Here is a 13640-nt window from a genome sequence, read left to right on the forward strand (position 1 = left end):
CCCTACAAGCCGGCCGGTGAGGCGGTGGTGGTCGAATCAGCGGTCACGAGACCGGTCTGGATGAGGCCGACGCCCCGGCGGGTGACCAGCTGGGCGCGCCCCGGCGGCAGCTTGCGCGGCGCGGCCTCGCCGAGGAACTTCCCCTCTTCCTTGGGGTAGGACAGCAGCACGCCGGGCGTGCCGAGCTCCCAGAGCCTGCGCAGCACCGGGTCCATCATCGAGCGCATCGCGCCCGAGGTGCTCCGGGCGATGATCAGGTGGAGTCCGATGTGGACGCCCTGCGGGATCATCGGCAGCAGCGGTTCCAGCGCCGAGCTGACGCCGCCCCGGCCGAGCAGTTCGTAGTCGTCCACGACGAGGAACAGCTCCGGGCCCTCCCACCAGTCGCGCTTGCGCAGCCGCTCCGAGGAGATGTCCTGGCCCGGCACCCGCTTGGTCATCGACCCGAGCGCCTGCTCGGCGAGCTGGAAGAGCGTGTCGGAGCTGAAGCCGAAGCCGACGCCGTACTCGGCGGGCACCTCCTGGTCGAGGTCCCGGCGCACGTCGCCCAGCACGATCTTGGCCTCGTCCGGGCCGTACCGCTGCCGGATCGAGCGCAGCGCCAGGCGCAGCAGGTTGGTCTTGCCGGTCGCGCTGTCGCCGAAGACCATCAGGTGCGGGTGGACGAAGAAGTCGTGCCACACCGGTTCCAGCCGCTGCTCGTCGTAGCCGAGGCACACCCGGAATTCCCGTTCCGGCGCCGGGAGTTCCGCCGCGGGCAGGTGGGTCGGCAGCATCCGCACCGGCGGCGCGCCGCGGCCGGGCCAGAACGCCCGCACCTCCTCCGCGACGCCCTTGGTCGCGTCGGCCAGGTCCTCGGCCCCGGAGGTGCCGTCCAGGCGCGGCAGCGCCGAGATGAAGTGGAATCCCTTCGCCGTCATCCCGCGCCCCGCCTGGTTCGGCACGGTGGCCGCCTTGCGGGAACCGACCTCGGATTCCATCGAGTCGCCCAGCCGCAGCTCGAACTTCGTGCCCAGCAGGTCGCGCAGCCACGGGCGGATCTCCGACCAGCGGGTGGCGCTGAGCACCACGTGGATGCCGAAGGAAAGCCCCCGGGAAGCCAGTTCGCCGATCTTCGTCTCCACGTCGGTGAAGTCCTGCTTGACCGTGAACCAGCCGTCCACGACGAGGAAGACGTGACCGAACGGGTCGTCGATCTCGCCCCGCGCGCGGGCCCGCAGGTACGCCGAGATCGACTCGAACCCGTGCTCGGCGAACAGGGCCTCGCGGCGTTCCAGCAGCTGGGTCAGCTCCGCGATGGTTCGCACGACCCGGTCGTGCTCCATCCTGGTCGCCACCGAGCCAACGTGCGGCAGGCCGGACACCGACATGATCCCGCCGCCGCCGAAGTCCAGGCAGTAGAACTGGACCTCTTCCGGCGTGTTGGTCAGCGCGAGCCCCAGCACGAGGGTCCGCAGCAGCGTCGACTTCCCGCTCTGCGGCGCGCCCGCGACGCCGACGTGCCCGTCGGCCCCGCCGAGGTCGGCGACCAGCAGGTCCCGCAGCTGCTCGAAGGGCCGGTCGACGACGCCGACCGGGACCCGCAGCACGCCCCGGCTACCGGGGTCGTCGACGGTCATCCCGCGGGCGGGGTCCGGCACCACGGTGGGCAGCAGCGTGTCCAGGCTCGGCGCCTCGGACAGCGGCGGCAGCCAGACCTGCCGGGCCGGCGGGCCGCTGCCCGCCAGGCGCCCGATGATGACGTCGACCAGCGATGGAACGTCCTCAGTGGACTCCGCCTCGGGCTGTTCCGCCGGCTCCTCGGTGGAATCCGGTTCCTCCTCGGCGGGCCGGAGCGCGAGCAGGCTCGGGTACGGCTGGGTGCGGAACGAGACGACCTCGGAGAACGCCCGGTTCTCCGGGGCGGCGGCCGGGCCGTCGCTCGGCGGGCACGGCCCGGAGACGTACGCGCCCTTGAAGCGCACCAGCGTCGTGGTGTCGATCTTCAGGTAGCCGTTGCCCGGATCGGACGGCAGCTCGTACGCCTTCGCCGCGCCGATGACCGCCCGCGACTCCATCGAGGAGAAGGTGCGCAGCGCGATCCGGTACGACAGGTGCCCTTCGACGCGGTGGATCCGGCCTTCTTCGAGGCGCTGCGACGCGAGCAGCAGGTGCACCCCGAGGCTTCGGCCGAGCCGCCCGATGGACACGAACAGGTCCATGAACTCGGACTTGTTGGCCAGCAGCTCGGAGAACTCGTCGACGACGATCAGCAGGTCCGGGAACGGCACCAGCTGCGCGCCGCTCCCACGGGCCTTCTCGTACTCGAACGAAGAGGAGAAACCGCTCGCCCGCAGCAGTTCCTGCCGCCGCACGAGCTCTCCGTTGAGCGCGTCCTGCATCCGGTCGACCAGCGGCAGCTCGTCGGCGAGGTTGGTGATCATCGCCGAGGTGTGCGGCAGCCGGTCCATCCCGAGGAACGTCGCGCCGCCCTTGAAGTCGACCAGCACCAGGTTCAGGATCTCGGACGAGTGGGTCGCGGCGAGGCCGGTCACGAGCGTGCGCAGCAGCTCGCTCTTGCCGGAGCCGGTGGCACCGATCAGCATGCCGTGCGGCCCCATCCCGCCCTGGGCGGGTTCCTTCAGGTCGAGGTCGACGACCTCGCCGTCCTCGGTGACGCCGATGGGCACCTGGAGGCGGGCCCGCTGCGCGGCGCGGGGCCGCCACAGCGCGGGCACGTCGAACGTGCGCGGGTCGCGGATGCCCAGCAGGCTGGTGAGCTCGAAGTCGCTCTCCAGCGGCTGGTCGGCGACGTCGACCGAGCCGCTCGTCCGCTTCGGCGCGAGCAGCCTGGCCAACGATTCGATCTGCGCCAGGCTCAGCTCGTCGCGCTGCGCGGATCCAGTGGCATCACCCGCCGGGAACTCCACCGCATCGTCTTCCGCCGTCAGGCGGAGCACTTTCGGCCCGCCCGGCATCTTGCCGGTGAGGTCCAGCAGCACCACGTTGCGCAGTCCGCCGTCGAGCAACCGGGACGACTCGGGGATTTCCGCCTGGTGCGCCACCACCACGATGAAGGGCTCGACGACGCCCGGCCGGCTGCCCGGATCGTGGTCCGGCCGGTCGGTGATGTCGGGGCCGAGCACGTCCAGCAGCTCGTCGTGGTCGCAGGCGAACAGCCGCAGCGGGCCCGCCGGGTCCTGCATCGCCGGGTGCGCGTTGTGCGGCAGCCACTTGACCCAGTCCCACTCCGGCTGCCCCGTCTCGTCGGTCAGCACGGCCACCCGGAGCTCGTCCGGCGAGTGGAAGGTGACCAGCTGGCCGAGGATGGCGCGGGCCAGCCCCACCGCCGATTCCTGGGAACCGGCGAACTCCACGCTGGTGAAGCTGCGCAGGCCGACCGAGATGGGGATGCCCGACACCGTCCGGTACGCCTCCCGGAAGCGGCGCAGCGAGACCGCGGCGAGCGGTTCGAGGTCCTCGATCGGCTTCGTCGACGGCGCCGTGTACTCCACCGCCGCGGCCAGGGTGCCCAACCCGATCCGGGCCCGGCCGAAGTCGGTGTCGTTCGCCCGGCGTTCCCACAGCCTCGGCCCGCTCGCCACCGACCAGAGCCAGGACGGCTCCGGATGGTTCCACACGACCGCCCGCCGCTGCTGATCCGCGGCTTCCCGCGCCTTCTCGCGCAGTTGCGCGATGTAGCGCAGGAAGTCGCGGCGCTCGGAGCTCATCTTGCGCTTGCGCTCCGCGCCGGCACGCCCGATCTGGCTCAGGCCCATGATCAGCATGCCCACGCCCATGATGCCGCCCATCATGTACATCGCGGGCGACCTGCTGGACGACGCGAACATCATGACCATCGCCGCCGAGCCGATGCCCATCGGCAGGAACATGGCCGCCGAGCGGAAGTCGAGCGCCGCGGGCTCCGCCATCACCGGCGGCTCCTGCAGCTCGACCTCGCCTTCGGGCATCTCCGGCCCGGCGACCCGTGGCGGGCGCTTCACCGTGACGGTGCTCATGGGTGTGCCTCATTTGCGGTCGGCGAGTGCGGAATCTCCCCTATCCGATCACTCCGGAGGGCGGCGCGGCCGGTCCTGCGCCCCAGGCAGAGTTATCCCTCACGAGCAGGTCCGCGCTGGATCGCTCCTTCTTCTCGTCCTCCTCCTCGGCCTCCGCCGCCGCGGCCTCCGCTTCGGCCTGGGCCTGCTTCTCGGCCCGCATGGCGGCCGCTTCCTCCGGGCTCAGCGTCGGGCCGCCGCACATCAGCGGTTGCTCGTCCTCGACCGGTTTCCCGTTGCCTTCGGCCCACTTCGCGCTTCGCCAGGTGGCGTAGCCGTTGCCCGCCGACGGCGCGCCGGTCCACGGCTTGCTGTCCCGAAGCGCGTGGTCCGGCGCGGGCCGGTCGCGGTCCGATTCCTCGGGGCGCGCGGTCACCGGGAACGGGACCAGCCACGGCAGGCCGTCGCTGGGCACGTCCCACGCGCTGGTGTCCTGCTCCGCCGCGTCGCGCCTGACGACCGGCACGTGGTCCTCCGGAGTCTCCGAGGGGTTCCCGGGACCGGCCGTGTCCTCGCCGGCCTGTCCGACCGACTCGGCCGGATCGGCAGGCGTCCCGTTCGGCGCCTCGGGTTCGCCGCCGTCGGATCCGGCGCTCTCCCAAGGCTTGTCACCGGCGTCCAGGAGGCCCGAGGCATCCGGGCGCTCGGCGTTGGAACCCTGACCACCGGCACCCGGAGGCACCATCGGCGGAACCAACGGCATGCCGCCCGGAACCTGCTGCCCGGTCTGCGGCGTGCTCTCGCCCGGCGACCAGTCCTGCGGACCCGACGCACGCGGAACGCCTTCGAGCGGCATTGCCGCGTCGAGCGGAAGTGCCGGAGTCTCCACATTGGCCGGTGGCATGCCGAGGCCCGGACCGCCCGGAACGGCACCACCCGGCGCTTCCGGTTCACCGGAGTTCGGACCGGTGCTCTCCCAAGGCTTCTCACCTGCATCCAGGAGGCCCGACGCGTCCGGACGCTCCGCGCTGGACCCCTGACCACCGGCACCCGGAGGCACCATCGGCGGAACCATCGGCATGCCGCCCGGAACCTGCTGCCCGTTCTGCGGCAAGCCCTGACCCGGCGACCAGTCCTGCGGACCCGCCACCGGCGGAACGCCTTCGGGCGGCGCCTCCGGCTCACCCACGTTCGGACCGGCGCTCTCCCAAGGCTTCTCACCTGCGTCCAGGAGTCCCGAGGCGTCCGGCCGCTCGGCATTCGAGCCCTGACCACCACCGGCGCCCGGAGGCATCATCGGCGGCATCATGGGCATCCCACCAGGACTCTGCTGGCCACTCGGCGGAACTTCCAGTCCGACGCCGCCGGGATCGGCGCCCTGCGGCGCTTCCGGCAGCCCAAGTCCCGGCGGGTTCTCGCCCCAGGGCTTTTCGCCGCCGTCCAGCAAACCCGAGGCGTCCGGGCGCTCCGCACCCGAACCCTGACCACCACCGGCGCCCGGAGGCATCATCGGCGGCATCATCGGCATCCCGCCGCGATCCTGCTGCCCGCCCGGCGGAACCTGGCCACCGGGAGGAGGCGACCAGTCCTGCGGGTTCGACACCGGCGGCGGAGTGCCGATGCCGCCCGGTGGCGGCGTCGAGCCCGGCGGTGCCCCCACGGGTGGCGGCGTCGAGCCCACCGGAGGCGGCGGACCCACCGGCGGTGACCCCACTGGTGGCGGCTTGGAGCCCGGCGGCGGACCCACGGGTGGCGGCTTCGAGCCGGGCGGCGGAACCTCGCCGGGGCCCCCGTTCTGGTTGTTCTTCGGCGGGCTCTGGCCGGGCGGCAGGCTCACCGGAGGCGGCGGACCCACCGGCGGCGGCTTCGAGCCGGGAGGTGGTTGTGAACCAGGAGGCGGCGCCGAGCCCGGCGGCGGACCCACCGGCGGTGGCGGCCCTGGCGGCGGTTTCGACCCCGGTGGCGGAATCTCGTTGAACTGTCCGCCCTTCTGGTTGTTCTTCGGCTGGTTCTGGCCGGGCGGCGGGCCCACCGGCGGCGGCGGGCCCACGGGCGGCGGAGAACCCGGCGGCGGCTTCGACCCCGGCGGCGGCCCCACCGGCGGTGGCTTCGAGCCCGGAGGCGGTGGGCTCTTGGGCGGCGGTGGGCTTTGCGGTGGCGGCGGACTCTTCGGCGGTGGCGGAGAGCCCGGCGGCGGCTTCTGCGGCGGCGGCGGTGGACTCTTCGGCGGGGTCTTCGGCGGAGGCGGCGCGGGTGGGCCCTTCTTGTCCTTGTCGATGGGCGGGGGTGGGCCGCCCTTCTTGTCCTTGTCGAAGGGCGGCGGCCCTCCGCCCGGCCCTCCGCCCGGCGGCACCGGCGTCGTGGTCCGGACTTCGTCCACGGTGACGCCGTAGTTCTCCGCGAGCTTCTTGATGGGCTTGCGCATCTCGATGTTCATGGCCTTGACGACTTCTTCGTCGTCACTGACCTTGACCAACCCGTTGTCCATCACGTCCGCCACGCCGCGCCATCTCGCCACCTGGGCGTAGTGCTGGTCGATCTGGTTCACCGCGTCGCGGGCCCAGGCCAGCCAGCGACCGTTGTCGTACAGCTTCGACGGGACCGGGTGCACCGTGTCCGGGCCGCCCAGCCGGTCGGCGTTGTCCTTGATGTTGTTGGCCAGGGTCTGCATCTTGGCCAGGAACACGCCGGCTGCCTGGCCCTTCCAGGAGCCGTGCTCCCCGGCGACCGCGTTCGCCTGGGCCTCCAGGTTCTTGGCGACGGCGTGCATGGTCTCCTGGATGTGCAGGAAGGCGTTGCCCGCCGAGTACAGCGTGCGGGGATCGACCTCTTTCCAAGCCTGTTCCCACAGTGCGTCGGTCGCCAGGGCGGCACCACCCCACAGCGCGGCCTTGATCTGCTTCCAGTCCCAGTTGTTGTAGTCCTCGTCCTTTCCCTCTTGCCAAGGCGCCTTGCGGTTGATGAACACCGCGTGCTCGTCGATATCGTCCTTCCGGAAGACGTCCGGGTCGTAATCGCCGTACTGCCTTTCGTTCTCTTCCGACTCAGCCATCGACCCTCACGCTCCCTAGAAGACCAAACCAAGATCAGAATTCAGCCGCCGGCCACCACCGGCGCCGGGCCCGCTACTTCGAGCGCGAGCTCGAGTCGATGAAGCGGAACGAGTCCCCCATCACCTTGCTGAGCTTGTCGGTGGTGAGCTTGTTCAGCTCTTCAGTGCTGTCGTAGTCGACGATCAGCTTCCGGATCTCGTCCCGGACGTTCGCCAGCGCGATGTCCAGCCCGTCCATGTAGTTGCGCACGTTGTTCTTCAGGCCGGGATCTTTGTCGCCGGTGCCCATGATCTTGTCCCGCAGCTTGAAGGCGACGTTGAACCCGCCGGGCAGGACGTTCACCTCGTCGGTCTTCTTCTTGGACTTGCCGATCATGACGCGCAGTGCTTCCACATTGTCGGCGAACACCGCGAGGGCCTTGGTGTTGACGCTGATGACACCGTCGCCGCCCTTCTTCTTGTCGCCGCCATCGCCCGGCACCTTGGGCACGTCGCCCACCGGGGTCTTCTCCTCACCCGGAACGTCGTTGGGACCGTCCTTGTGGTAGTCCTTCCCGTCCTTCGGGCCGTCGTCCCAGTCCGGCGGGGGGATGTCCTCCGCCTTGGTTTCGTCGTTGAAGATCGGGTCGTTCTCGTGCTTCTCGTTGACGTCGAGGTACTTCTTCCACGCCGCGTCGGTCTCCGAGAACCCGCCCGACGAGTCCGGGTTGAGATAGACCATGCTCCCGTACGCGTGCAGGTACTTCCGGTCCTGCTCCGTGAGCCAGCCGTGCTCGACGTAGGCGTCGATCTTCGACCAGTCGGCGACCTTGGTGTCCTTCCAAGCGTCGCTCGCCAGGAAGTAGTCGAGACCTTTCAGTTCTTCGGCCATTGCGAACCTCCCCTTCTTCAGGACCTGCCGCGGATCTCAGCCGCGAACGGCCGCCGGAGAAGTGCGAAACCTCCCCGGCGGCCGAACCGCGGATCGCGGCAGGTCAGCGGCTGCCGTCCCAGATCTGCTTGGCCCGCTGCTCCGTGGTGCCGTAGTTGTCCGAGATGGAGAGCAGGGTCTGGCGCCCCGACTCCAGGTAGACCGGCATCTGATCGGCCTGCTGGTTCCATTCCAATTTGGCCGCCCGGTAGGCCTCCTGGGCGACACCCGTCCAGTCCGAGAGGGTCCGCTCGACCTGGGCTTCCATGTCTGCGAGCGCGCTTTTGACGCGGCCGTTGACCGCGTTCATCTCGTCGAGGGTCATGTCCGCGACGTTGAAGTCGAACCTGTAGTCGGACAACTTCTTCTCCTTATGATTCGGGAGGAATGTGCGTCAGACGCCGGGCAAGGCGGTGGCGAAGGACTGGGCGGTGTTGGCCGCGTCGTCTTCGGACGCCACGTAGTCCTTCGTGTTGACGCCCATCACGTCCATCATGTTGATCAGCTTGTTGATGATCGCCTGGAAGGAGCGCTCCCAGTTGTCCATGGCGGCGTTGAAGTTGTTGGACGCGGTACCGGTCCAGCTGCCCTGCAGGCTCGCCATCATCGAATTGACGCGCCCCAATTCCTGGGTGAACTCGCTGGCCCGGTCGCTGAAGATCTGCGCAGCCTGCTGCATTCCCGGCTGCGACGTCTGCACCTGCGGAAAGTTTGCCATTCAGGAACTCCTCCGGTCTCTGTTGGACCCGCGGTCACGCGCCGGACCGGCCGACTCGCGGGCGCGGGCACCTGACAAGTCTTCCGCCGGGTTCGCCGCGCGCCCAGCCGATCCGGTACGCCCCTGCCCGAAAGGCGGGCAGCCTTGCCCGTTCTGGCACGCCGGGGTTTTCCAGATCACCTGAAGCCCGCGAACGGGCAAAACCCGAGGCCACCGAAGGCAATCCGACGAGCAGCTCGCGCTTCAGCGGGAGCGTTCCAGATCCGGGCGCGAGCCCGTGCGGGACGTGGCCGCACGAGGCGCAGGGCGACGATTTCGCGCGAAGTCGTCGCTCCACGTGAGGGCGGGATGATGATTTCGCGCGAAATCGGCGCCAGGTACCGGGTGTCTTCGGATGAGCCGGGCGGAGCCGTTCTGGAACGATCTCTAGGCAGCACCACAGGCGATCAAGGGCCTGACATCGTCCGGCCACAATGCTCGCCGGCGGGTTCGCAGACGCCGGCGCGAAGAATTACGAATGGGATATTCCGGTGTCGCACAACATTTTCGCGGAGCCGGATTCACCAGGGGCGCGCGGGTGCAGTTCCGTTCGGAACTGCACGCCGGACAACATTGCACCCGCGGCGGGGCGCGTCATTTCGTGGGGAAGACCCCGCCGAGGTCGCTCTCCCAGCCCACCCACGGGCCGCTGGCGGGGATCGTCTGGTAGGTCTGCTCCATGCCGCCCCGCTTGCTGATCCCGTAGACGGCCAACCTGCCCTGCGAATCCTGGGCCGAGGACACCAGCTTGGCGATGCTGCCCCCGTGGTCGTGCCACTCGCTCCACAACTTCCGATCCGGCAGCTGGAAGATCTCCTGCACGGTGCCGTTGACGGTCAACACGTGCACGACCACGCAGCCCTTGGGATCTGCGACGGCCAACGGTCGCCCCATCAGCTGGCCACCCCGGCTCTGCCAGCCCCGCCAGGTGTCCGACGCAGCGCTCAACTCGACGTTGTCGAGCAGCGAGCCGTCCACGGTGAGCGAGAAGACCCGCAGGCTGCCCTGGTCGTCCATGGCCACCGCGGGAGGCCCGGTCGTGGCGCCGCCCAGGCCCTTCGGGGCGTTCCACTCGTTGACGGCGAGCCCGGCCTGCGCCATCGTCCGCAGCTGACCGTCCGGTCCGGCCGCGAAGATGCGCAACTTCCCCTTGGAATCCCGGAAGAGCGCGGGATCGTGGGCCGCCGGCATCGGGAGGCTCCGCCACTCGGTCCAGGTCTTGCCCCCGGGCTGGGTCTGCTGGGCCGTCCACAACGACCCGTCGGCGGCCCGGGCCACCACGACCAGCTTGCCCACGGCGTCCTGCGCCACGGCGGGCATTCCCACGAGGTTCGTGCCGCCGAGCACGCGCCAGTTCGCCACCGCGCCGGTACTCGGCTTCACCTGGTAGTTCTCCAGCAGGGCGCCGTTGGTACCGATGGCGAAGGCCACCAGCTCGCCATTCGCATCCGTCGCGATGACCGGGTCCCCCGCGGCGCTTCCGCCCAAGTTGACCCACCCGGTGGTGGCCGATCCCGAGGACGGGGCGGACTGGGTGCTGCTCAGCACCTCGTGGTTCTGCCCCTTCGCCACCACCACCAGCCGTCCCGACTTGTCCAGGCGGGCCGATGTCGCGGGCAGCTGGGAGACCTGCGTCGGCTGCGCCGCGTACGTCCCCGTCTCGAGGGGGAGCTGGATGCCTGCGGGGTCGCCCGAGTTGATCCAGGATGCGGGCTGCTCCCCCATCGCCTGGCTGAACACCACGACCGGGGCAGCGATCAGCACCAGCCCACCGAGACCGGCCAGCACCAGCAGCTTCTGGTCCTTGCGCCCATCCACCCTCTTGATGGGCATGGTCGGCTGGTCGTAGAAACCCCGATTCGCACCGGCTCCGGCAGGCTTCGACGAGCCGCGGTTGTCGGACGGGTGATCCGATCGGCCGCCAGCCGAGAACAAACGCACCTGCCACCCCCATCCCTGTCAAGAGGTCATCGCTGATTCCCACACTATCGGGAATGACCTTGGGGCAGAATGCACCCCCGCGCACCGACTTGGTGTACAGACGTACATGATTTCAGCACCTCGGAGCGCATCTGCCGCCCGGCGCGACAGGGCCGGAACCGGCCCCGGAAAACGACTGCGCCGTTGCCGCGGTTCGCGGCAACGGCGCAGTTCGGCCTTCGACCGGCCCCGTCAGAACGGGTAGAAGCTCGGCCCGTCGACGGTGGCGATGTTCAGGCCCGCACGACCGTCGTAGGTGACCGACCCGATGACACCGTCGCTGTTGGCGTTGACGATGTCCACCCGCTCGGGGCCGTTGCCGCCGTAGTTGAAGTCCTGGCACGAGCCACTGCGGACGATGAAGGTGGAGAAACCGCCGCGCTCCGGGAACGTCGCGTAGGAGTCGTAGGACCCCTTGGAGCACAGCTTGAAGACGCCCGGGGTGGCGGCCTGCGCGGTGCCGAACGTCCCCATGGTGAGCGCGGCGCCCGCCGCGACGGCGAGGGCGACTCCCCGACCCGTCCAACGCTTGGTGGCCTGCTGCATCAAGTGTTCCTTTCAGCGGTTTTCGCTTGCAGAACAAGTCAACCAAGCGCGGGGCCGATTGGCCGCGATCCGCTGCGGGCCGATGACGTCCGGGTAAAGGCGCTGCCCGATCACGCCGGGGAAGTGAACCTCTCGCGGACGTGGATCGTGTACCAGGTTGGGACCACCAGGTTTCCGCCGACGACACCGGTGCGGAGTCCAATGTGGCCGTCCTGCCGTCCCGGCGCCTCACGACTTTCCACATCGGACGACCGCTGACAGGGCCGCCTTCACGGGGAAGTGCGGTCTCCTTCAAGAATCGCGTTGACGCGTTGCAGGACGTCGATCTGGGCCGGGTCGTACAACTCGACCAGCCCCTGGACGACGACCGACATGGTGAACGCCTCGCCCCGGGGGCATGGTCAAGCACCGATCCGCGCGCCGCTTCTCGGCTCTTCATGACCCGGGCGTGGAGTAAACGCGCCGCCTCCCGTGTTGTCGCACTTGTAGCGACGATTGGACCGCGGTCCACCGCAAGGAGGGGACGGGAGCCGATGAGCCTTCGTCAGTACGAGTACGCCCTGGCCGTTGCCGAGGAGGGCTCGGTGACGGCGGCGGCGGAACTGCTGCACGTCGCTCAACCGTCGGTGTCCCAGCAGATCCGCAGCCTGGAGCGCGAACTCGGCGTGCAACTGTTCGCCCGCACGCCGACCGGACTGGTGCCCACCGTGGTCGGCCGCGCGTTCCTGCGGAGGCGGAGGTCGCGGTGAGCGCGTCGCGGCGGGCGAGGGCGACGGCGCGGGCCGGTGCCGATGAGCTGGTGGGCGAGCTGCTGGTCGCGGCGCAGATGGGCCTGGGCACGCGGCAACTGCCGAGCGCGCTGGGCGCGCTGCGCCGCCGCTTCCCGCGACTGGAGGTCACCGTCTTCGAGGAGCCGAACCCCGCCGAGCTGGAGCGGCTGGGGCGCCGGGGCGTGCTGGACCTCGTCCTGGCGGCTGCACCGTGCGACGAGGGCGCCGCCGACGCCCACCACCTCGGCGACGAGGAGTTCGTCGTGGTGCTGGGCGCCGGGCACCGGCTGCTCGCCGCGGACCGCGTCGAGCTGCGCGAGCTGGAGGGCGAGCCGTGGGTGAGGTTCGACCGCGACAGCGCGCTCGACGGCGTGCTGAGGGACGTGCTGCGGGACAACGAGCTGACCCCGACCACGGTCGCCCGCGTGTCCCAGACGGCGACCGCCGTGCGCTGGGCCGCCCACGGGCTGGGAGTGACGCTCGTCCCGGCCTCCGCGGTGCCCCCGGGTCACGAGCACTTCGCGCGCCCGGTGTTCCCGGTCGTGTCCCAGCCCGTCCTCGCCGCGGTCCGGCGCGGCGCGGGCCCGGCGGAGACCGCCCTGCTCGAACTCCTGCGTCAAGAGACCTGGCACAAATCCGCTTTCTTCTCACCGGTGTCCTGACGGCCGAGGAGGAAACGGGCGCCGTTGAACTCCATTTGCCGAAACCGGCGTTCCGGAATGCCGTCGGCGTCAGCCCCTGTGGAATTCGCCGCCGTCCACGACGAGACTGCTCCCGGTCAGCCAGCTCGCTCGGTCGGACGCGAGGAACAGCACCGCGTTGGCGATGTCGTCGGGCTGACCATCGCGCCCCAGCGGCACGGTGCTGTTGGTCTCGCTCGGCGCCGCGGTGTTGTTCGGGTCCGGCGCCGCGTCCAGCTGCGCCCACTGCTCCCGCGTTGCTTCGCCGCCGGGGGTGGCGGTCCTGCCGGGAGACACGGTGTTGACCCGGATTCCGAACGGCGCCAGCTCCGAGGCCAGTCCCCGGCTGTAGTTCTCCAGCGCCGCCTTCGCCGCCGTGTAGTGCAGGAACGGCGCGACCGGGGTGGGGACCGCCGCCGAGGAGACGTGCACGATCATCCCCGAACTCCGTTCCCGCATCCCCGGTGTCAGCAGCGCGTCCAGCCGCACCGACGCCAGGAGGTTCAGGTCCAGCGCGTCCTGCCACTCCTCGTCGGGGATGGCCGAGCTGCCCTTGTGCGGTCGCGCCCCACCCGCGTTGTGGACCACGATGTCCACCCCGCCGAGCGCCTCCTGCGCGGCTGCGGCGAGCGCCTCCGCTCCGGCCCGCGTCCGCACGTCGGCCGGCACGAAGGTGGCCCCCTCCGGCACCGTGCTCGTCGCCGACCTGGCGGTCGCGAGCACCTCGGCCCCGGCGTCCAGGAGCTGGCGCACGACGGCCGCTCCGATTCCGCGAGAACCACCCGTGACCAGGGCCCGCTTTCCCGCGAGTTCCCGCGTTCCCGATCTCTCAATCGTGGTCATGCCACCGGTCCTCTCGATTGCGTGATCATCGGCTCGACGAAAGAAGGATCGACGTGCGCAGCGCGCGAATCTTCGGAGGAATTGCGGCGCGCACCTCGTCGAGCTGTTTCACGCTACGTCCGGAG

General features: G+C 70.2%; 10 protein-coding genes. 2 read left to right on the forward strand and 8 right to left on the reverse strand.

All coding sequences use genetic code 11. The features are described 5' to 3' along the window. Nucleotides 1-2 precede the first annotated feature (2 nt). From eccCa to ACWEV3_RS23460, 7 genes are all read right to left on the reverse strand, one after another. Nucleotides 3-3998, reverse strand: coding sequence for a type VII secretion protein EccCa (eccCa, locus tag ACWEV3_RS23430; protein ID WP_452615963.1), 3996 nt, complete (start codon nucleotides 3996-3998; stop codon nucleotides 3-5). Between the two features lie 40 nt (nucleotides 3999-4038). Continuing rightward, the gene (locus ACWEV3_RS23435; RefSeq protein WP_452615964.1) at nucleotides 4039-7029 is read right to left on the reverse strand and encodes a hypothetical protein; all 2991 of its coding nucleotides are present in this window, start codon (nucleotides 7027-7029) and stop codon (nucleotides 4039-4041) included. Between the two features lie 73 nt (nucleotides 7030-7102). After that, nucleotides 7103-7900, reverse strand: coding sequence for a hypothetical protein (locus ACWEV3_RS23440; protein WP_452615965.1), 798 nt, complete (start codon nucleotides 7898-7900; stop codon nucleotides 7103-7105). A gap of 103 nt (nucleotides 7901-8003) precedes the next feature. Then, the gene (locus ACWEV3_RS23445) at nucleotides 8004-8300 is read right to left on the reverse strand and encodes a WXG100 family type VII secretion target (protein ID WP_358572050.1); all 297 of its coding nucleotides are present in this window, start codon (nucleotides 8298-8300) and stop codon (nucleotides 8004-8006) included. Nucleotides 8301-8333: 33 nt separating this feature from the next. Next, entirely contained in the window at nucleotides 8334-8657 is a 324-nt protein-coding gene (locus ACWEV3_RS23450; RefSeq protein ID WP_093268957.1) for a WXG100 family type VII secretion target, read from the reverse strand. A gap of 633 nt (nucleotides 8658-9290) precedes the next feature. Further along, nucleotides 9291-10529, reverse strand: a complete 1239-nt coding sequence (locus ACWEV3_RS23455; RefSeq protein ID WP_452615966.1) for a hypothetical protein — start codon at nucleotides 10527-10529, stop codon at nucleotides 9291-9293. Between the two features lie 339 nt (nucleotides 10530-10868). Beyond that, entirely contained in the window at nucleotides 10869-11222 is a 354-nt protein-coding gene (locus tag ACWEV3_RS23460; RefSeq protein WP_452615967.1) for a hypothetical protein, read from the reverse strand. A gap of 533 nt (nucleotides 11223-11755) precedes the next feature. On the opposite strand from ACWEV3_RS23460, the gene ACWEV3_RS23465 reads away from it, so the two are divergent. Beyond that, nucleotides 11756-11971, forward strand: a complete 216-nt coding sequence (locus ACWEV3_RS23465) for a LysR family transcriptional regulator (protein WP_452615968.1) — start codon at nucleotides 11756-11758, stop codon at nucleotides 11969-11971. Next, a complete protein-coding gene (locus tag ACWEV3_RS23470) occupies nucleotides 11968-12654 on the forward strand; it encodes a LysR family transcriptional regulator substrate-binding protein (RefSeq protein ID WP_452615969.1) in 687 nt (228 codons plus the stop codon). The genes ACWEV3_RS23465 and ACWEV3_RS23470 overlap by 4 nt, the downstream gene beginning before the upstream one ends. 69 nt (nucleotides 12655-12723) lie before the next feature. Here the strand turns inward: ACWEV3_RS23470 and ACWEV3_RS23475 are convergent, their stop codons facing one another. Next, nucleotides 12724-13515, reverse strand: coding sequence for an oxidoreductase (locus tag ACWEV3_RS23475; protein ID WP_452615970.1), 792 nt, complete (start codon nucleotides 13513-13515; stop codon nucleotides 12724-12726). Nucleotides 13516-13640: the final 125 nt, after the last annotated feature.

Source organism: Saccharopolyspora sp. NPDC003752 (assembly GCF_053605825.1).